This is a genomic window from Candidatus Sericytochromatia bacterium (assembly GCA_035285325.1).
Taxonomy (GTDB): domain Bacteria; phylum Cyanobacteriota; class Sericytochromatia; order S15B-MN24; family JAQBPE01; genus JAYKJB01.
This window is the reverse complement of the sequence record JAYKJB010000021.1, coordinates 131,100-150,791: the sequence shown is the minus strand read 5'-3', so window position 1 is coordinate 150,791 and position 19,692 is coordinate 131,100. Positions and strand designations below refer to the sequence as shown.

Sequence of the window (19,692 nt, the reverse complement as noted above, 5' to 3'; positions counted from 1 at the left end):
GTGTTCAGCTCTGCGCCCCGCTGGTCTCGCGATAGGCCGCGTGACAGCGCGTGATGTAGGCCTTCGCGTGGGCGGCGTCGAACCAGCCATCGACGGCTGGCAGCGAGTGGTCGAGCATCTTGTAGGTTTTGAAGAAATGCTCGATCTCGGCGAGCTTGTGCGGCGAGACGTCCGACAGGTCGCGGGCGCCCGCATAGCGCTTGTCGTGAACCGGGACGGCCAGAATTTTGAAGTCCTCGCCTGCGTCCTCCATCTTCATCATGCCGATCGGTCGCGCGAGCAGCAGGCAGCCGGTGAAAGTGGGCTCCTCCATCAGCACCAGAGCGTCAGCCGGATCGCCATCGCCCGCCAGCGTCTGCGGCATGAAACCGTAGTCGGCCGCATAAACCATCGAACTCGAAAGCACCCGATCAAGTTCGAAAACGCCCAGTGCGGCGTTGTACTCGTACTTGTTGCGGCTGCCCTTCGGAATCTCGACCACGACGTGGACCTCGTCGGGGGCGAGCGGGCCGAGTGGAAGGTGGTAATGATGGAGCAAGCCGGTTTCTCCTCGACACGGCCGCCAGCGGGCGGCGGGCACGCGATTGAACCGTGCCGGCTCGAAGCCGGTCAAGGGGCGGCCGATCGGGTGCCTGGGTTAAATCAATCTTAGTCTTGTCGACAAGACTTGGAACCCGGATGCATGCGTCCAAGGCGACAATCCGTCATCACGTCATGTGCCCACCCGCTCCGTGTCCGGATCGGCTTCCCTGCAGGACATTGCCCGCCCATGAAAGTCGCCATTTCATCCATCCTGGCACCGGTCCGGAGGCTGTTGCGCCGCGCCGACCAGCCCCGGCGTCTGGCCGGGATGGCGCAAGACCAGTGGCTTCGAACCGCGCGGGGAGCCGTCGAGGTACGCCCACTGGGCAGTCTGGCGGAGTATCGCCGCCTGCTGGCCCGGCAGGCGGCTGGCGACGCGATCGATATGAATCGGGTGGTTCGGCCTGGCATCGTGGGCTATGCCGCCTCGGCGCGTCAGCCTTGGGGGGTGGTGCAGGGGGCTGGCCGCTACGAGAAGCTGCCAGGCAATGGCTACTTCGACGCTTTCATCGACGCGGCGGCTCCGCTGCCCCCTGGGGCCATCGTCGTCGCGCAGGGGGTTCCGGGCGAACTGGTGGCCGCGGCCAACACGCTGTCGAGTCGCGGAGCCAGTGGGGCCAACCCCGAACTGGTGGAAATCTTGACCGAGGGACGGGTGTTCCGGCGGGCCCTGTTTCCGGCCCGGGGCGTCAGCGCCTCGACCTCCCAGGTGCTCCACGAGCTCGGGCGGCTGGAGGCCAGTTTGTCGCAAACCCTGGGCAAGGCTGGATTGCAGCGTCGACTCGGCAGCCGCTACGCCGACCTGGCGCCGGTCGAACGTCTGGCTCGCCTGAAGCAGCTGGCTGGATGAGACGCGCAGTCTGGATGGCGCTGGCGAGTGGCGCCGGGGTCCTGGCGATCGCCGCCTGTGGCGTGGGGCCGCGCGGCCCCGTGACTGGGAACGGCGGCGCCTTGCACGCCGTAGGACGCCGTAGCGTCCAGGTCTGGCCTGACGTTCCGGCGCCCGCGGACAATCCGCTCACGCAGGCTAAGGTCGAACTGGGTTTTCGCCTGTGGTTCGAGCCGAGGCTATCCGGTAACGACCGCATGAGCTGCGCGACGTGTCATCACCACACCACCGGCTATTCCAATGGCGAGCGTCACGCCGCGGGCATTCGGGGGCAGCGAGGGAACCGCAACGTTCCGACCATTCTGGCTGCGGCCGGCAGTCAGGAACAGTTCTGGGACGGGCGAGCAGACAGCCTCGAAGCCCAGGCCCTCGGGCCGATCGAGAACCCGATCGAGATGGACGCGCGGCTACCCGACGTGCTGCGCAAGCTGTCGGAGCATCGCTATTATCCGCAAAAGTTTCAGGAGGCCTTCGGCAGCGGGGTCACGGCCGAGGGGCTGGCCAAGGCGATCGCCTCCTTCGAACGGGCCCTTCGCACCAAACCTTCGGCCTATGAGCGTTATCTGGCCGGGGACAGCGGGGCCCTGACACCGCAGCAGGTCCAGGGCCTGCGCCTGTTTCAGTCGGAACGGACGCGCTGTCACACCTGCCACAGCGGACCGGACCTGACAGACCGACGCTATCACAACACCGGGATTCCCCTCGACCCGCAGGCTCCCGATCTCGGGCGCTATCTGGTCACGGGCCGGCCGGTCGATCAGGCAGCCTTCAAGACGCCCACCCTGCGAAACGTGGCTCGCTCGGCGCCCTACATGCACGATGGCTCGCTGCCCACCCTGGCCGCGGTGGTGGAGCATTACGACCGTGGCGGCAGCGCGCACCCTCAACGCGATCCGTTGCTGGCGCCGCTGGGGCTCTCGCCCGAGGAGAAGGCCGCGCTGGTGAGTTTCCTGGAGGCCTTCAGCGCGGAGGACAACCTGCGCGACCTGAGCCGGCTGCCGGGGATTCGGAATCCGCGGGATCCGCGCGATCGCCCCGTGCTCCCGGCCGATCTGAACTGACGACATGAACCAGACGCCACGCTGTCCAGATTGCCAGCACGAACGCGGGTGGCTGACGCCGAGCCTGCACGGCTATAGTTTTCAGTGTGCCGCCTGCTACGCCCGCAGTGACGTGCGCGTCTTCTGCCCCCGTGCCGGGCACCGACCGCGGGTCGTGCGCGAGGGCATTCGCTACTATCTGGTCTGCGAAGCCTGTGCGCGGCGGGAGCTGATCTACCAGGATTCTTGATCGATGGGGCCCCTCGCTCCGATCGCGCAAGCGTTCGGAGCGAGGGACCGGCTCAAGTTACTGCAGGCTGGCGCGACCCTTGGCGCCGGGGCGATCGTCGCCCGCGTACTGGTCGATGCGGTTGATCGGGCCGCGTCGAGCCGGGCTGCGGGCCGGCGTCGGCTTGCTCGGGACGGCGGGCTCGGGCGCAGCGGGGGCAGGCTTGGGCTTGCCGGTGACTGGCTGGTCAGCCCCCGGAGCGGCCTGGGGCCGCCGCGGGCGGGAGGGGACATCCAGATCGATCGACCAGTCGGTGCGGGGCGCTTGGGGGGGGAGCGGCGCATCTGGCGACCGGGGGGGGCGGGCAGGGGAGGGATCCGGCGAGCCCTTGAACAGGCTGACCAGGCCGACCACCAACCCGAGGGCCGCGGCGATCGGGCTCACACCGGGCGGCACCGCACCAGGAATGCCCCACGGACCCGGGACAGGGGGGTAGCCGGGATAAGGGCCGGGGTAGCCGACCGGGGGGCGGCCCGGGTAGGGCGCGGGGTAGGCGATCGGGGGGCGCGAAGGATAGGGTTGCGGCAGCCCCACCGGCGGGGCCACCGGTCCGGGAACCGGATAGACCGGAGCCGGGTAAACCGGCGCCGGGTTGACGGGCGGGTAGACGTCACGCGGGGGGCGCTGCCACGGCCAGGTGAAGCGAGGCGTCACGGGCTGCGGTTGGACCGGCGGCAGGGCCGGCGAGGGCAGCTGGGGGGTGGGAACGGCCGGCGGCATGAACACCGGTGGGGGCGTCACCCGCGGAACGACCGGGGCCACGGGGGCGGGCGCCACAGGCGGCGGTGGAGCGATGGGAGCGGGCGGCACGGGCAACGTGGGGGCCACCGGCGCCGGCATGGTGGGGGGCACGTAGACCGGCGGCGGGGTGACGCGCGGCGGGAAGGCTGGCGCCGTGCCAGGGTTCCCAATGTACACATCGCCCGGCATGGACGGCGCGGGCGCGGGCTTGTTGCCCGGCTTGCCCAGGTTGCGGAAGAACTCCGAGAGCCGATCGAGCAGCGAGGGCCGCGGCGCTTGCGGATACGCCGGGTACACGTTGGGCTGCTGGTAAATGGGGTAGGTCATCTCGTCCGGGCCTCTCTCGCATGGAAGGATGCGATCCTTATCGCGTCCCGACCCCCGAAACTTCCGGCCAGATGACCCCGATGTGGTTAAAATTGCTTGAATGCGACTTTAATTTTCGCCATTCTCGCGTGGTGGCTCGGGCGGCAGCCCCCAGGTCAGGGGCGGGTGGTGCATCCCCATGCGGCGCAAGAGGCCCCTTCCCGGCGGCTGGCTGTGGCGCCGGATGTGCATCGTGTGCGCGGCGATCGCGGCGATGAGGGCGAAGGCGCCCACCACGTGAAGGCCGATCGCGCCATCGCGAGCCCAACCCACCGTGACGGCTTTTCTCGCGGCTTCGACGTGAGGGGCGTGGCTGACCTCGCCCAGGTGAAGGTAAGGGGCCAGCCCGTCGAGGTAGAACAGGCCGAAGAAAGGGGTGTAGTAGCCACCGAAGTGCTCGACCACGAGGCCGCTGAAACCCAGCCCGATCAAGCAGGCGTAAAGAGCCCATTCCAGCCGGCGGGAGGCCCGGCGATCCCAGGTCGCCAGCGCGGGGGGATCATCGGGACGAATTGAAGTGGCCCGCCAGCCAAGCCGCAGCAGGACCAGCAGGAGCAAACCAAGTCCCACGGCCTTGTGGGCGTTCAAGATTTCCCAGGTGGTGGCGGTGCCCGCCTCGTGCCAGACCCGAAATGCCAGGATGCTCCCGAGCTGGAAGGCCACGCCGGCAGCCACGCTCAGGTGCAACGCGCGGGCGATCCCGCCCCAGGCAGATCGGGTATTGCGCCAGCTCGATGGTGGCGTGGTGGTCACGTCGCTGGATTCGCTGGGGCTGGAGGCGAGCGTCATTGGAACGACACGCGCCAGTTTCCGCTGGCCCGTTCAACGGCCAGGAAGTACCAGCCGCTATTAAAGACCATGTAGGGGAAGGTCAGGTCGAGCGGCCCGGTCGCACTGTACACGTTGTCTCCCACGGCCCCGTCCGCCGTATAGAGCGAGAGCTGGAAGGCGCCTCCTGGTGCGCTGCCCGTTTCGTGGCGCACCTGGAAGGCGTGAATCCCGGCGGCCAGATAGACCGGTCCGAACACCTTGAGGGTGCCGGCAGAACCGCTGAAGGTCGTTTCCCCGGCGACGGGGGCATCCGCCACGCCCGGCGCGCTCCCGCTCGATTCGTCTCGGCCAGACTCCCCCGTCGAGGGAACCTCTCCCATGCCGTCGGAGGCGGGGGGCGCGTCGTCGGATGGTTCGAACGCCGCCTCATCGTGGTCGGCCACCAGATGGCTCGGGACGGCGGGCCGGGGTGTCCGGGCCTCGGGCGCCGCGGCCTTCGCGAGCGCCTGCTTGTCCTTGACGATGGTCAGTTCCGCCAGTCCCTTGATGCGTGGGTTCTGCGCGTATCCGGCCACGATCGTGACACGGCCTTCACGCAGGGCCGTCACCTTACCCGTGCTGCGGTTGACGGTGGCGATCGTGTCGTCGCTGGAAGACCAGAGCACGTTGCCATTGATCTGCCCATCGGCGAAGCGCACTTCCGGGGTCAGGCTGACGCTCTCCCCCGGCTCCATCACGGGCTTGCTGGGGGACACCAGCACTTTCAGGGCTTCGTTTTCCTCGCGGGCCACCGGGGCGGGTCGGGTGGCCTGGGGCGTGACAGGCTGCCCCCAGACCGCTGAGTCTTCGCTGGGCGCCGGAGGGGGCGGTTCGGGCGTGATCACGCCCAGAATACAGCCTTGCAGACTAGCCAGCAGGCCGATGGCCAAGACCCGACGAAGCAACATCGCGCGATTCCTTTGCACAGCGGGCACAGCGCCCCCCCACAGGAGCATCATACCAGCGTGCCCGGCGGGCCGGGGCGATCGGCTGAGATGCGCCACCGGCCTCTCCACCGAGGGGCCCGGCGTTGGGCCTCACGGGGCCTGGCGGATCGTCTCGCTGCTGGTTCGGTTCACGACGCTTCCGGCCTGAATGATCAGGCCAAGACTCGCGCAGGGAGCATATTCGTCCGGGATTGGCGTGACGGCAGGGGGGGCTGGCTTGAGCGCAAGCCAGCTTTCGTCGGGAGGGCCCGGAGGCGGCGCGCTGGCTCGGAACGGCGGGGACCAGCCCGAGGTGGCCAGCCCGAACTGCACCAGTTGCGCCACCAGCGGCACGGCGGCCAGCGTGGCGGGCACCCGAAACCAGACGTCACCGCCCCGCCCGGACCGTTCGACCCATTCGGGGATCACTTCAATCGCCTGCGCCGAGCTTCCCTCGGGGCGGATGCGCACGTGAAATTCATCCGTCCTCGCCGAGAGGCCCGAACCCACCTTCAGGGTACAGGGGCCGCCGAGCACGACCGGGCCCTGCGCGATCGGGGTGGTCACCTGGTCGAAGGCATCCATCTGCAAGGCCAGGCTGATCGCCGACGGACCGTTCTCGTCCACCGCCAGCTCGCGTGAACTGCGCCGTTCGAGCCGGATGCCGCCCGGCGTCTCACCGCTGGCATTGAGGCGCACATAGGTCAGGCCGACGGTCTGGGTGACCCGGAAGGCAAAGTGTCCCGTGCGGGTGCTGATGATGCCGCCGCCGGCGGCCAATCCCGAGGTCTGGACCAGGGATTCGCTGCATGTCGTGCGGGCGAACGCGCCACTGGTGGTGCTGGCCTGCACCCGCGCCCCCGCCACGGCGGTGCCCCGTGGATCACTGACCACCCCCACCACGAGGGTTTCCTGTGGCGCTGGCGCTGCTCCGGCCTGGGCCAGTCGGCGCGGCGTCGGCGCCACGGGCGCGAGCCCCACGTGGACGCCCTCCAAGGCTTGCCCGCTGGGAACGTGGAGCTCCAAGTCTGCGGGCGCATAGCCCGGCAGGGTCACGCTCAGGCGGTGGGCACCGGGTGAGAGACCCTCCAGCCGATAGTGACCGCGGGCATCAGTGAGGCCCTCCCCACTCGCCCCCTGCACCCTCACGTGAGCGCCTGAGAGCGGAACGAAACGGTCCGTGAGTGGATCGAATCCGTGAACCTCACCCGTGATCGGTTGCCCGCCATCCGGGCGGGGCACCACCCCGGGCTCCGCCAGACAGGCCGGCAGCGTCGGAAGCAGGCCACCGAGCAGCCAGGTGAGGGCTGTTCGAGCCACCGCCGGGCAGCTGCTCAAGGCCCCACCTCGATTGCCTCGCTGGCCGCGTAGCTGTAAGTGCCCGGCAGGATCACCGTCGCGGTGCTGCGTGCCTCGCCGGCAAACTCCCGGTCTTGCAGCTGAATCGGCAGGGTGGCCACCACGATCTGGTCGTCGCCGGCCACGTCGAAGGACACCGACGAGAGGGCGTTCACGCTGATCAGGCCCGTGGCGTCGTCATCGGGGCCGATATAAGCCTCGGCGACCGCCTGGTAGCGCTGGAAGCGTTTCAGGTCCCCGAAGATCAAAGGGTCGGTGAAAGTGGCTGGGTTGATCAGGCGGCTGGTGGCCACCGCCGACGTGGCGCCCGTGGCCACGCGTGACAAGGTGATGACGAGGTGGTTGACGTCCGCCGGCGTGTAGGGGTTGACCACGGCCTGGAGTCGCCGGGGGGACTGCTGAGAGGCGATCGCCGGGTTCAGCATCGCCGTGGTGGTGGCCACCTGCGCCCCCGATGTCTGGGACCGCCGCAGGCTGGGTTGGGACTTGGCCACCGGGGAAGCCTGGTTGACGCACCCCAGGGTGGCGGAGACCCCCAAGAGGGCCCCGACCGACCACGCAGTCAGGCGAGGGAGCGCGGGGGCAGGCATAAAATCGTCGAGAGGACGCCAAAAGCGCATTCGCATCACACATCCCCCCCTTGGTCATACCCAGGGGGGTGATGCCCCTCACGCGGCGCGCCACGTCTGCTGTCGCCACAAGGCCCCCCGCGCGAGGGGCACAGGGTGTTGGAGCGAGGGTTTCCAGCCGACCCCGAGCATCACGGGTGGCTCGGGGGAGCCCCGTCCGGGGTGGTGAAGGCCCAGGGATGTCGTGGACGATTCCAGCGGCCTGACGGCAAACCCCCGGTGATTCGGGCTGGTGCACCTAGCTCGCTGGCGTCTGGAGCTTGGATTCCACCAGGTCGAGCAGGTCCTGAACCGTGCGCACGGGTTCGAATTCTTCATGCATCAGCACGATGTCCAACTCTTCCTGCAGTGAAATGACCAGCTCGATCAGAATGAAGGATTCCGTCACCAGCTCTTTCAGGGGCACGTCTGGTTGAATTTTCGCCGGGTCCACCTGCAGCAAGCGCGCCAGGGTGCCTTTGAGATCGTGGGTCATTTCCAGCTCCTCCGGATGGTCAGTGGGACAGGCGCAAGGACAAGCCCTCGACGCGTTCCTCGTGTTCCTTGGCCGTGGCGGCATAGACCGCCAGATCCGCCGCGCTGAAGCGTTCCAGCGTTTGCTGGATGCGGGCCGCCCCGAATTTGGGCTCCAGCTCGATCAGGGCCTTGCCGATCCACTCGAGGTGCCACTTTTCTTCCTCGATGATTTTGCCGAGCGTCTCCCGTATGACGGGGTTCAGGTCCGGCGCGCTCAGATGCTTGACGTACTGACGGACCACGCGCCGCTCGAAGACCTGGGTCAGCGCGAGTACCTCCATCAGGTTGACGGGCATGCCGGCCGCGTTGATGTACTGGTCCTGGTAGGAGTTCGGCAACCGCATGGGCGTGGCGCCCAGTCGGTCCAAACAGTCGGTCCAGTAGCGGGCATGCTGCGCCTCGTCGGCGAAATGTCGGGTCATGTCCATCTGGACCGGTCCGGAGGGCAGCGTGCGCGCCAGGCGCCCGAAGAACAAGGACCCGCTGATCTCCGACATCCGATAGAAGCTCAGCAACCAGCGTTCGTTTTCCGTGAGGTTCATCCGCTCACCTCCTGGGGTTGTGCCTTGCCAAAGCGGGTCGCCAGGCCGTGACGGACGACGCCTCGGGCGACGGCGAGCCCATCCATCCGGGTGTAGTCAGCCCAATCCGCCTGCAATCGCCGGGTGTCAAAATCCTTGGTGATGAACAGTTGAGGCGCGAACGGCGTCAGCGTGGCCAGGGCCTGGGCAATCACGCTGCTCTGGAAGCCAGCCATCCCGCTGGCCAAGGCTTGAAAGGCGTCCAGGTCGGTGTAGAGCGGGCGAAGGACCCGCCGGCGCGCAAAGCCGGGGTCTTGTGAGAAGGCGTCGAAGGCCAGATCCAGCAACGCTTCCAAGCTCGGGTTGCAGTCCTGGGGATGGGCCAGATGATAGACCTGCCCACTCGCCTGCCGAGCGAGCAGGGCCGCGATGGCCCTGGCCACGAACTCCCGCGTGACCAGATAGAGCGGGGTCTCGGGCACGCCGGGAATCACGGAGATCAGCCCGTAATAAAGCAAGCGCAGCGTGTTGTGGACGGCGTTGACCTGGCTGTAGGCCCCACTGTCGTCATCCGCCATGACCGTGGCGATGCGCAAGATGCGCCAGGGCAGGTCGCGTTCGTTTGCCAGGAGGGCCTCCGATTCCCACTTGGAACGCTCGTAGTGGTTCGCGAAGCCAGGCGCCTCCGGCAGCAGGGCCTCGGCGATCGGGCCGGCCGCCAGGCCGGTCGCATAGAGCGAACTGACCAGCGAGAAGGCCTCGATGCGAGGGCAGGAGCGGGCGAAGGCGATCGCCTTGCGGGCACCGGCCACGTTCACGGCGTCGGCATCCGCGGCCTCGACGTTGAAGCGAATGATCGACGCCGTGTGCAGGACCTGGCTGACCTCGTCGCGGTCGACCTCGGCGAACGGCCGTTCGTCTCGCATCGTGCCGGCCGCAAAGCGGACGAGCCCACCATGACCATCGAAAAGTGGCTCGATGCGCGCCTGTTTGGCCGCCGCCTCGTCGCGGGTTTCGGCGTGCAGGAAGAGCAGCACCGGGCGTTCTTCCGCCACGAGTCGCTGCGCCACGGCCAGGCCGATGTGGCCTCCCGCGCCGGTGATGAGTGTGCGATTCAAAGGCTGGCCTCCCCGCCGAGCGGTTGGTCTTCCTCCAACCAGGCCGACACGCGCGCCCGGGCGTCTGTCAGGCCGTGGGTTTCAATCAGCGCAAACAGCCAGCGCTCCATGCCGAAGGCCGCGCAGCCCGTGTGAACCGGTTCCCCGTCGCGGGAGATGTCGAAAGCCTCCCCGAAGGTGCTGCGATGGTAGTTCAGCGAGCCGATCGCCAGATCGCCTGCAAACACCAGTTCCTCCTTGACCGGGTCGACGACCTGCATCAGGTACTTGCCGTTGCGACCAGGGTTGAAGAAGGGGTCCGTGGCGTGAGCGAACTCGGCCTTCAGCCCAAGTTTTTCCGCCAGGGTGCTCATCACGCCTTTGTGGTCGGCCAGGAAGGCCTTGACCTCGTCCGGGGTTCCGAGGCAAACGATCTCGCGCATCGAGAAGGCCCACTGGCGTCGCAGCGGCTGGTAATAGGCTTCGCGCCGGAAACAGCGGGCACAGAGCGTCACGTGGACCGGCCCGGTCAGGCGCTGGCCGATGCGGTCCAGGTAGACGTGGTAACAGGCCGCGGGCGTCAGGACGTCGGCCGTGGGCGCCAGTCGCCCCAACTGGAGCGCGCCCCGATCTTCATCCCACGGCGCTTTGGCGAAGTCTGCCAGATTGTCCGGCGTGTCTTCGTGGACGCAGGCAAAGGTGGCCAGGTGGGGGAAGGACGCGAAGTAATCGATCCGTTGCAGCGCTGCGGCCGGAAAGAGCGGCGGTACCTCCACCTCACTGGCCGACACGCGGGACGCCAGCACGCGGAAGCCCAGGTCGAGATCGCGATACAGGCCGAGCAGGTCGCCGCTCAGGGCGGCCTGGCCATTGCCGCGCCAGGTCAGGCCGGGAATGTCCGCCGCCGTGGTCATACCTTGACGCCCGCAAAGAAGGTGCGCCAGATGGCGTCGATCGAGGAGAAGGCGCCCTTCTTGATGCGGGTCATGTCGAGCGACGAGCCCAAGTTGTCCTCGATGAACAGGGCCAGGTCCATGACCTGGATCGAGGTGAGCAAGCGCTGTTCGATCAGCGGCGTGTCGTCCTGGATGGCCGCCGGGTCGACGCTCGGGTTTTTCTGCGCCAACCAATCGCGCAGGGTCGCCTTGAAGTGCGCCTCGGTCACCACGTTGGAACCTCCTCGAAAACGCCGATGTCGGTCAAGAACTTGATCGGTTTGGCTGACAACTCCCCGCGACGCTGACGCGCGGTGTCACTCTCAAAACTGGCCGTGAACAGGCCGTAAGCATCCGGCAAGCCCGCATCGCGGTAAACGGCCGGATTGTGGTACTCGCGCCAGACGCTGGTCAGATAGGTGAGCAGGTAGCTCCGGATGCCCTCTCGCACGGCGCCGTCCCATTCGCCGGCGTGGCGCTGCCAGGCGTCCCGCAGCATCTGTCGGCCAAAGGCCAGATGGCGACTTTCATCATGATGGTGCATTTTGTGGATGCCCCGCACCAGGGGGTGCAGGCGCTCATCCGCGGCCATGCGCACGTTGTAGGCGTCAGCCGTCTCCTCGAACAGCATCACCTTGGTCCAGAACAGAAAGTCTTCCTCGCCGTCGGCGTACTCGCGTTCGAAGACGAGCTTCTTGTCGGGATAGGTCTTGCCGACGTACTTCAGGCAAAAGGCCCCGAACGTGCGCATGTGACGGCTTTCCTCTTCCAGGAAGTGGTGAATGTAGCTCGTCACGGCGTGGGTCTGAGGCCGGTAGCACTGCCTGGCCAGGCCCTCAATCAGGCTCTTTTCACCATTGATGTTGAGGCTGAAGAAGTTGGCCGCTTCCAGCAGGGCCAGGCGTTTCAGCTGACTCTCCGAGAGCGTGTCGAGCACCGGCTGGCCGGCCAGCGACAGCATTTCGGGCGAGAAGGCCCAGGCATCCTCCGGGAACTGGTCGGGCCATTCCAACCCCCAGGTGGGGAGGGGGTAGTCACGTTCGGACGTCGCGTTGAGCTTTTCCACCAGCGTTTCAAGGCTGAGCACGGGTCACCTCTTTTCCAGGATGGTGCCCTGCCAATTCAGGCCGAAACCGGCCATCAGCAGGAGCAACCGCTGTCCCGATTGTATCCTTCCCGAATTTTCAAGTTTCAACAGGTTCACCACGTTGTCACTGCTGATGATGTGAGCCACCTCGCCGATGCTGTCGAAGTAGACCCGTTCCAGCGGGATGCGTAGCAGGCGCGAGAGCACCTCCCAGGTTTTGACGTGGGTGTTCTGCGGGACCACCCAGTCCAGGTCGTCCGCCCTCATGTCGGCCTTGCGGAGCAGTTCGGTCACCAGGCGATGCGTGTAGCCGAAATAGCTGCCCACCGTCTCGTCATCGGTGGCCTGAGCCAGCGCGCCGTTGGTCAATGCGTGGGTCGCGACGAGGCGGTACCCACGCGGTTCCCTGCCAACCCAGCAGGCCGCGGCCCCGTCGCTGATCAGATTGTAGGCTTGCTCGTAGATCGCCCCCGCGGGGAACCGGTCTGCGGACACGCACAGCACGCCCTCCATCTCGGGTTCCGCGAGCAGCAGGGCCCGGGCCATCCGCAGCGACCCCAGCATGGAGGTGCAGGCCTGCTGATTCAGCCCGATGACCGCGGCGTCCGGCAGGTCCAGATCGGCCTGCAGGTGGCTGGCCGGATAGTCCATCAGGTGTTTGACGTCTCGCGTGGTCCGAAACTCAGCTTCACTGCCGCGGTTGCCGTTGCACGTCAGACAGGTGGCATACAGGATCGCCCCCGTGCGGGCGAGGTCGATGCCGGGCTGCTCGCCCAGGGCCTGGGCCGCCCGCAAGCCCAGCATGTAGGCGTCGGTGCCGTCTGCGGCCACGTGGTGCTGGTGGAAGCCTGCCTCCCGGAGGGTCGTCAGGTCCGAGATCGTCCGGCCCGCCTGGACCGTGTCCGCCAGAGAAATGGCCTGGTCGCCCAGGGCGTAGGCCAGGCCGTGAACGTAAACTTCGCTCACGCCGCACCGCCCCCGGGGCGGGGAAAGAAGCGCCCGGTGCGCGCCAGGTAGGCCTGGTATTCCGCACCGAATTCAGAGGCCGCCAGGCGCCCTTCCTCCCGTTTGGCCGTCACGTGCAGGGCCACGAATTGATAACCCAGCAGGGCCGCCGTCACCAGCCCTGGCATCACGCACAGGCCGGCCGTGAACGCCATCAGGAATGAGGTGTAGAAGGGGTGGCGGATGTGCTTGTAGGCCCCGTAGGTCACGATCGAGCGGGGCGCGTCGTTGTCCTGATGCCAGAGAGCCAGCGGCACGCGGTGGGTGCCGAGGGCCAGCGTGATCAGGGCGATCGAACTGGTCGCCAGCAGCACGGCCACCGCATCCGCCAGCTGGTTCCAGGGCGCGGGCAGCGGCAGCGGCTGCCAGGCCGCTGCGACGAGGTCGAACTGAAGCGCCAGCGCATAGGCCGGTACCAGGAAGAAGGGCAAGCCCGTCAGCCACCAGCGCAGGTTGTACTGGCCATCTCGGCGGAAAAAGCCGAGTGGCAGATAGCCAATCCAGGCAAAGTTGACGCATATCAGGACCAGCAGGGGCAAGGTCAGTTTCACGTTGGGGGTCTCCAGACAATGAGGGGCCGTGAGGGGGAAGGCGGTCGGGCCGGGTGCGGGAGGCGCCGCCGCTAATGAGGCAGGGGTTCTGCGGGCCGAGGTAGGCGTCCCGCCACATAGGCATCGCGGGTGGCGAAGCGTGACAGCTTGCCCGTCGCCGTGCGCTCGATCGCACCCGGCGGCACCAGCACCACGTCGTGCGGCGTCACGTCCTCCTGGCGCAGGGCCAGGCGAATCCCTTCCAGAAGCGCCGTTCGGCCGGCGTCATCCAGGTCGGGGTCCACTTCTCCCACGATCACGAGCCGCTCGCCACGCTGGGCTTCCACCGCGAAGGCGACCGCCGTCTGGAGGGTTGGACGCAGGCATTCGAGGGCCTGTTCGAGATCCCCGGGGTAGAGGTTGCGGCCATTGAGGATGATCAGTTCTTTGATGCGGCCGGTCAGCACCAGGTCTCCCTCCACCAGCACGCCCGTGTCACCGGTGCGGAGCCAGCCGTCACTCCCTTCGAGCCGATGCCCGAAGGGATGGCTGGCGGTGGCGGGCTTCCAGTACCCCTCCGCGATCGAATCGCCGCGCAGCCAGACTTCTCCCACCTGGCCGGCGGCCAGGCGCGTGCCCGTCTCGGGATGCACGATCGCCAGTTGCAGGTTTCCCCAGGTGCGCCCGAGCCCCATCAGCGCACGGGCACGGGGGTGGTCCGCGGGCACCGCGAGGGCCCGCCCGGCCCCCAGTTCCTCCGCGTCGAAGTGATGGGTGCGCGCGCCTGACATCTTGGCGCCGCCGGTGACGAGTACGGTGGCTTCGGCCATGCCGTAACACGGATAAAACGCGCGCGGATCGAACCCGTGCGGGGCGAAACGTTTGGCGAAACGGGCCAAGGTGCTGGCCCGCACCGGCTCCGAGCCGGAAAAGGCGCCCACCCAGCGAGATAGATCGAGCCCCTCGGCCTCGGCCGCACTGGTGCGGATGGTCGCCAGGTCAAAGGCGAAGTTGGGGCCGCCGCTGAAGGTGGCACCCACCCTTGAGATGGCCTGCAGCCAGCGTCCCGGTCGCTCCAGAAATTCCAGGGGGCTCATCAGGTGGACCGGGAAGCCGATCCAGAGCGGCAACAGCAAGACCCCCACCAGGCCCATGTTGTGATAGTGCGGCAGCCAGGTGACACACACGTCATCGGCGCCGAACTGTGAGGCCTCGGCCAGTTGTTGCAAGTTGGCCAGCAAGTTGGCGTGGCTGACGCGCACGCCTCGCGGGGCCGAGGTTGAGCCGCTGGTGAACTGCACCACGGCCAGTTCGGCCGGTCGACGATTGGTTTCCGCCCCGTGTTCCGGCAGGGTCTCCAGGCTGGCCACGGGCACCTGGAGGGCTTGCCCGAGTGGCGCCAGCAGGGGCACGATCGGCGTGTCGGTCAGCAGCAGGCGGGGCTCGCTCTCGCGGATGATGGCCACCAGCCAGTCGCGCGTGCGGTCACTGGTGGGGGGGGAGGCGGTCACCACGATGCCGCCGGCCAGCCAGACGGCCAGCACGCTGGTCACGAAGCCCAGACCCGGTGCGTGAGCGAGCACCACCCGATCGCCCGGTGCGATCAGCCCCGCCAGACGCTGCGCGCCTTGTTGCGCGGCGTGATGCAGGGCCCCGCGCGTGAGTGACTGTGCCGGCACGGCCTGCGGATCCAACCGGGAGACCGCCAGCGCCTCCGGGGCGGCTTCCACGTGTTTGAGCCAACCATCCAGCAGGGTCACAGTCATGGGAGCGTCTCCTTCGCCAAGGAACCATTCGAGGGGGGCACGACCTTTCCGGGGAACCAGTTCCACTTACCCGAGATCAAAAGCAGGGGAACCGCCATCAGGGTGCGGATCAGACAGGCATCGACCAGCACGGCCGTGGCCAGCCCGAGTCCGAGCACCTTGACCACCAGGATGTCGGCGCCGATGAAGGCACCGAAGACGATCACCATGATCGCCGCGGCGTGGGTGATGACCGGGCCGGTGGCGGCCAGACCCTCCCGGATGGCCCGTGGCTGATCGCCGTGCAGCAGCAGGCGCTCGCGCACCCGGCTGAGCATGAACACCTCGTAGTCCATCGAGAGTCCGAACATGATGCAGAACAGCAGCAGCGGCACGAAGGGTGGAACCCTGACCAGCGGCTCGCTGAGCCCGATCAGGGAGGCCCCCCAACCCCACTCGCAGACGGCCGTGACCACCCCGAAGCCAGCGGCCACCGAGAGCAGGTTCAGGGCGATCGCCTTGAGGGGGATCAGCAGGGAGCGGAAGGCGATCGCCAGCAACCCCCCGGTCAGCAGCGCCACCCCCCCCAGCACCGGCAACGTGGCGTCGTGCAGGCGCGCTTCCAGTTCATTCAGGTAGGTCGGTTGGCCGCCCACGCGGAGCCGAAAGGCCCCCTCCAGCCGCTTGTCTCGGAGTTTCGATGCATAGGCCTGGATGTCGATCGTCGAGACCCCATCGCGCAGCACCACCGTGAGAAGCATGCGCTGACCATCCCGGCTGACCAGCAGGCGCCGGGCATCGGGCAGGCGCTCCAGCGCACGCGGCCAATCGTGCCAGAGCATCAGCACAGCCGGAAAGCTCATGGCCGGCTTCAGGCTCAGCGGACTCAGCACGCGGAGGGTGTGCTCGTCGCGTTCCAGTTCCCGCACGAAGGCGTGCAGCGTTCGGAGGTGCTGTCGGGCCAGGACGGGCGTGCCATCGGTGGTTTCGATCAGGATCGGAATGTCGAAGACCTGATTGCCCACCCCCATGCGCGCCAGCGCCTGCAGTCCCTTGGCGCTTTCCATATCCTTGGGAAAGTCCGACATCCGGGGTGCGCCGGTCTGAAAGGTCAGGGCCGGGGCGGCCAGCAAGGCGATCAGCAGCAAACCCAGACTCAAGGCCTGCCAGGGCCGGGCCGTCAACCTCTCGGCGAGCCGCTCCCAGCGCGCTTCACCCTGCGCATCGTGTGGCGCCGTGTCGGGGCTGGCAGGCCACTCCACCCAATCTCCCAGCAGCACCAGCAGAGCGGGTAGCAGGGTCACCGCGCCGGCCATTGAAAAGACCACCACAGCGCTGCCGCCGAGCGACATGCTGCGCAACTCCAGCAAGGGCGCCAGGGCCAGTCCGAGCGTGCCGCACAGGACGGCGCCGCCCGACACCAGGATGGCGGGCGCGGTGAAGGCCACGGCGCGCGCCACCGCCTCGGGCCCGGGGGTGGTGGTGCGTTCGTGACGCCAGCGCGACACGGTCAGCAAGGCATAGTCGATCCCCACGGCCAGGCCCACCATGGTGACCAGGTTCTCCATCAGGTCGCTGAGCGGTGTGAAAAGGCTCACGGTGAAGGCCACCGCGAAGGTCAGCGTGATCGCGAGCCCAGCGCTCAAGAGTGGCAGGAGGGTCGCCCCCACGGACCGGAAAGCGAACCAGAGCGCGGCCATGGTCAGCGGCGTGGCCCACAGCTCGGCACGCTGCCCATCCGCCTTGCTGCGCTGGCCGATGTCCTCGTTCACGGCGCTGCCACCCGTCACAACCAGCAGGGCCTCCGGATCGCCTTGTTGCACGGTGGCCGCCAAGGGGGCGATCGCCGCCCGCAGGGCCCGCACCGCGTCCTGAGAGGTGCGCGCGTCGCCGGCCTTCAGGCCGATGATCCAGCTGCGATGGTGCCCTCCGGCCTCTCCCCCCAGCATATCGCCGCGGTGGAAGGGGCCCTCCACCGCCCCCACGATCGGCACTCGACGCAAGGCTGGGGCCACGCCGGCCACCACGGGCGCCAGTTCGGGGGCGTCCACGGGGCGGGTCCGGGTTTCGAGCACCACCACGAGGCGACCGGCCAGGGGCGTCTCGAAGTGTTCTCGCAGGGTGCGATCCAGCGCGGCGGCTTCACTCCGAGGAAGTTCCCCACTGCCTCCCACCAGGCGTTTGAGGCCGAAGGGAGCCAGGCAGGCCGCGCCGATGAACAGGGCCAGCCAGACCCATGCGATCAGGCGGGCCCGCTGGGCCACCCAGTTGCCGAATTGTCGAGACCATGGGGTGCTCTGCATGGGTATGCGTGTACCCACGCCGGCCTGCTTCCTCGCCGGCTGTTCTCATCATCAAGGCGTGACGCCCATCCGGCGGAGTTTCTCACCCATCAACAGGATGGCCGGGTAGGTGACGAACTCTTCCCAGAGGGCGTGCTCCGACAGGCCCTCCGCGAAGCGCACCACGTCCGCGTGGCCCTCGGCGATCGCCGCCTCGCGCAGATTGGACACCGCATCCGTCAGCCCGTTGTGCTCGCGCCGCAGGCGCGGCCAGGCTCCCTTCAATTCTTCCGCCAGCGCCAGGGCGCGACGCCCCTGGGGCAGGGGGCGCCCTAGCACGACCGCCTGTAGGTGCAGCAAGGGAAGCCAGGTCAGGCGCTCCTCCTCCAGAAAATGGGGTTCGAGGATTGCCCGTAACTCCAGCGCAGCCTGCCCGGTGCGCCCGCCGCGCTCACTGGCGTCCGCCAGTTGTTCGTGCAGGCGGCGGTGCCCCGCGATCAGGGCGTGGACGAAGCGCAGGGACGCGTCGTCGTTGCTCCCCGATTGCTCCGCCGGGGCCGCCAGCGCAGCTCCCGTGAACAGCCCGAGCCCGAACCAGATCACGCCCAGCCAGCGCCAACACGTGCTCACCCCACCGCCCCCTCTGCGCGCGCCCCCCTTTCGGGGGCATCGCCCTGCGTCGCCGTCCCTCCACGCAGGGAGCCCTGCCTTGGGGACATCGTATGGGCCCGGGCCGTGGTCACCAACGCGCGAGCGCCCGGCGTCACCTCGCGGCGCTCGGCCCCGTTTCGCTTTGGCTTGCGAAGAGGGAACCGTCGGCATCTGGCCGGGGAGCACGGCGCGCTGCGCCTCCAGGCTTATCTCAAGAACTTAAACTTTTTATATCCTTTGCTTAGTCAAATGGGGCGCAAATTTCCCGCACGCTTCCCCGATAACCAGTGCATCTCGCGTCGGTCCCACCTGTTCCCGGGAGTTGTCCAGCCATGTCGCAACCGATCGTGTCCTCTCCCCGCGTTTCACGCCCACAGGTGGGCGGTCGTGCTCCTGAAATGCCGCCTTCCCTGGCGCCCTCCCCCGCGGCCAGCTGGTCGCTAGACCTCTTCACGATGGCCAGCGCGACCCTGGACGACATGGAACGGCTCGCGCCGGGAGCCAAGCTGCCCACCACGCTGGAGCCCATCGGCGGGAGTCTTCAGGCGAAGCGGGGCGTCCTGGCGCACGGCGATCGCGGCGAGGACGTGGCCACCTTGCAGCGCCAGCTGGAAGCCCGCGGATTCTCCGTGGGGGGCGTGGACGGAACTTTCGGGCCGCTCACGGAAGCCGCTGTGCGCGCCTTCCAGCGCTCGCGCGGCCTGGCTGTGGACGGCGTGGTGGGAGAGCGCACCTGGGGGGCCCTGGGCGGCCCGGCGCCGAGCAGCGCTGGGCAGTCCGGTGGCGCCACGCCTTCGAGTTCGAGCGGGTCTTCCTCGCGCCTGTGGCGCTACCTGAATAACCGCTACAAGGGCGCACGTCATCAGTGCTTCCGCTACTCGTGGACGCTTACGGGCCTGGCGGGCGGCCGCCCGCTCGGTTCCGCCAGCGTGCTACATCACGGGCGTGGCTCCTCCACGTCATACCTGTCCACCCTGGAGGCCAGGGGACTGTTGCGTCCTGGGGACGTGATCTACGTCAACCGCAGCCCGGGTGCGGATCCCAGCTCAACCAACCTGGCCTATGGCCCACACTGGTTCGTCTATATGGGCAACAACCAGTACGCCGACCAGTACGGGGTGCGCAGCGCGGCCGGCATGGCAGCCTTCGTGCCCGGGCGTCGCATCGACGAGATTCATCGCACGATGCCTTGACCCTGTCTCCTCGCTACTGGACCATCCCGTTTCAGGGTATGCTCCAGGCACGGAGGTGACCGTCGATGACCCAGGAACTCGCCCAAAAAACCTGTGTGCCCTGCTCCGGCGGGGTGCCAGCACTGGATGTCGTGACTGCGACTCAGTTGTTGCGCCAGGTTCCAGCCTGGCGCATCGCCGAGGCTGAACCGGCTCGGCTGGCGCGCCGCTTTGTGTTTCCGGACTTCGTGGCCGCCATGGCCTTCGTCAACCGCGTGGCCGACCTCGCCGAGGCCGAGGGCCATCACCCCGACCTCACGATTCGCTACAATCAGGTCGACGTGGAGGTCTGGACGCACGCCATCCAGGGGCTGACGGAAAGCGACTTTATCCTGGCCGCCAAGATCGATACTTTGCCAGTCTGAACGCCGCGTTTCCTCGATCAGGCCAGGGGTGGAGCAGACCACCAGGCTGTCGGCCGGCAAGAGGGACAGGTCGTCCTCGGTTTCCTCGGCGATCG

General features: G+C 67.8%; 22 protein-coding genes. 5 read left to right on the top strand and 17 right to left on the bottom strand.

Annotated elements, in window-relative coordinates; all coding sequences use genetic code 11:
- Positions 1–4: 4 nt before the first annotated feature.
- Positions 5–538 (bottom strand): inorganic diphosphatase, encoded by a 534-nt coding sequence (locus tag VKP62_04010; protein ID MEB3196349.1) that lies wholly within the window; start codon positions 536–538, stop codon positions 5–7.
- A gap of 231 nt (positions 539–769) precedes the next feature.
- Between VKP62_04010 and VKP62_04005 the strand changes: the two genes are divergently transcribed.
- From VKP62_04005 to VKP62_03995, 3 genes are read left to right on the top strand one after another with little or no spacing between them, the layout of a single operon-like run.
- A complete protein-coding gene (locus VKP62_04005) occupies positions 770–1,432 on the top strand; it encodes a hypothetical protein (GenBank protein MEB3196348.1) in 663 nt (220 codons plus the stop codon).
- Positions 1,429–2,532: a cytochrome c peroxidase gene (locus tag VKP62_04000; protein ID MEB3196347.1), complete on the top strand. Its 1,104-nt coding sequence runs from the start codon at positions 1,429–1,431 to the stop codon at positions 2,530–2,532. The genes VKP62_04005 and VKP62_04000 overlap by 4 nt, the downstream gene beginning before the upstream one ends.
- Positions 2,533–2,536: 4 nt before the next feature.
- Complete coding sequence (locus VKP62_03995; protein ID MEB3196346.1) at positions 2,537–2,761, top strand: hypothetical protein; 225 nt, start codon at positions 2,537–2,539, stop codon at positions 2,759–2,761.
- A 57-nt stretch (positions 2,762–2,818) separates the two neighbouring features.
- Here VKP62_03995 and VKP62_03990 read toward each other — a convergent pair whose 3' ends face one another.
- The 16 genes from VKP62_03990 to VKP62_03915 form a co-directional block, all read right to left on the bottom strand.
- Positions 2,819–3,868, bottom strand: a complete 1,050-nt coding sequence (locus VKP62_03990; GenBank protein MEB3196345.1) for a hypothetical protein — start codon at positions 3,866–3,868, stop codon at positions 2,819–2,821.
- 108 nt (positions 3,869–3,976) lie between these two features.
- Positions 3,977–4,696 carry a cytochrome b/b6 domain-containing protein gene (locus VKP62_03985; protein ID MEB3196344.1) on the bottom strand — a complete coding sequence of 240 codons (720 nt, stop codon included), beginning with the start codon at positions 4,694–4,696 and terminating at the stop codon, positions 3,977–3,979.
- Positions 4,693–5,625 (bottom strand): Ig-like domain-containing protein, encoded by a 933-nt coding sequence (locus VKP62_03980; protein ID MEB3196343.1) that lies wholly within the window; start codon positions 5,623–5,625, stop codon positions 4,693–4,695. The genes VKP62_03985 and VKP62_03980 overlap by 4 nt, the downstream gene beginning before the upstream one ends.
- A 129-nt stretch (positions 5,626–5,754) precedes the next feature.
- Positions 5,755–6,963, bottom strand: a complete 1,209-nt coding sequence (locus VKP62_03975) for a carboxypeptidase-like regulatory domain-containing protein (protein ID MEB3196342.1) — start codon at positions 6,961–6,963, stop codon at positions 5,755–5,757.
- A 14-nt stretch (positions 6,964–6,977) separates the two neighbouring features.
- Positions 6,978–7,628 carry a hypothetical protein gene (locus VKP62_03970; GenBank protein ID MEB3196341.1) on the bottom strand — a complete coding sequence of 217 codons (651 nt, stop codon included), beginning with the start codon at positions 7,626–7,628 and terminating at the stop codon, positions 6,978–6,980.
- Positions 7,629–7,869: 241 nt separating this feature from the next.
- Positions 7,870–8,106: a phosphopantetheine-binding protein gene (locus tag VKP62_03965; protein ID MEB3196340.1), complete on the bottom strand. Its 237-nt coding sequence runs from the start codon at positions 8,104–8,106 to the stop codon at positions 7,870–7,872.
- 19 nt (positions 8,107–8,125) lie between these two features.
- Entirely contained in the window at positions 8,126–8,689 is a 564-nt protein-coding gene (locus VKP62_03960) for a ferritin-like domain-containing protein (protein ID MEB3196339.1), read from the bottom strand.
- Positions 8,686–9,786 (bottom strand): SDR family oxidoreductase, encoded by a 1,101-nt coding sequence (locus VKP62_03955; protein MEB3196338.1) that lies wholly within the window; start codon positions 9,784–9,786, stop codon positions 8,686–8,688. Before VKP62_03955 ends, VKP62_03960 begins: the two co-directional genes overlap by 4 nt.
- A complete protein-coding gene (locus tag VKP62_03950) occupies positions 9,783–10,679 on the bottom strand; it encodes an aminoacyl--tRNA ligase-related protein (GenBank protein ID MEB3196337.1) in 897 nt (298 codons plus the stop codon). The genes VKP62_03955 and VKP62_03950 overlap by 4 nt, the downstream gene beginning before the upstream one ends.
- Entirely contained in the window at positions 10,676–10,930 is a 255-nt protein-coding gene (locus VKP62_03945) for a hypothetical protein (protein MEB3196336.1), read from the bottom strand. Before VKP62_03945 ends, VKP62_03950 begins: the two co-directional genes overlap by 4 nt.
- Positions 10,927–11,787: a diiron oxygenase gene (locus tag VKP62_03940; GenBank protein MEB3196335.1), complete on the bottom strand. Its 861-nt coding sequence runs from the start codon at positions 11,785–11,787 to the stop codon at positions 10,927–10,929. The genes VKP62_03945 and VKP62_03940 overlap by 4 nt, the downstream gene beginning before the upstream one ends.
- 3 nt (positions 11,788–11,790) lie before the next feature.
- A complete protein-coding gene (locus VKP62_03935; protein ID MEB3196334.1) occupies positions 11,791–12,753 on the bottom strand; it encodes a 3-oxoacyl-[acyl-carrier-protein] synthase III C-terminal domain-containing protein in 963 nt (320 codons plus the stop codon).
- Positions 12,750–13,343, bottom strand: a complete 594-nt coding sequence (locus tag VKP62_03930; GenBank protein MEB3196333.1) for an isoprenylcysteine carboxylmethyltransferase family protein — start codon at positions 13,341–13,343, stop codon at positions 12,750–12,752. The genes VKP62_03935 and VKP62_03930 overlap by 4 nt, the downstream gene beginning before the upstream one ends.
- 71 nt (positions 13,344–13,414) lie before the next feature.
- Entirely contained in the window at positions 13,415–15,088 is a 1,674-nt protein-coding gene (locus VKP62_03925; protein MEB3196332.1) for a fatty acyl-AMP ligase, read from the bottom strand.
- A complete protein-coding gene (locus VKP62_03920) occupies positions 15,085–17,370 on the bottom strand; it encodes an MMPL family transporter (protein MEB3196331.1) in 2,286 nt (761 codons plus the stop codon). The genes VKP62_03925 and VKP62_03920 overlap by 4 nt, the downstream gene beginning before the upstream one ends.
- Positions 17,371–17,421: 51 nt before the next feature.
- On the bottom strand, positions 17,422–17,979 hold the full coding sequence (locus tag VKP62_03915; GenBank protein MEB3196330.1) for a hypothetical protein: 558 nt from the start codon (positions 17,977–17,979) through the stop codon (positions 17,422–17,424).
- 353 nt (positions 17,980–18,332) lie between these two features.
- On the opposite strand from VKP62_03915, the gene VKP62_03910 reads away from it, so the two are divergent.
- Entirely contained in the window at positions 18,333–19,193 is an 861-nt protein-coding gene (locus tag VKP62_03910) for a peptidoglycan-binding domain-containing protein (protein MEB3196329.1), read from the top strand.
- 65 nt (positions 19,194–19,258) lie between these two features.
- A complete protein-coding gene (locus VKP62_03905; protein ID MEB3196328.1) occupies positions 19,259–19,597 on the top strand; it encodes a 4a-hydroxytetrahydrobiopterin dehydratase in 339 nt (112 codons plus the stop codon).
- Positions 19,598–19,692 lie beyond the last annotated feature (95 nt).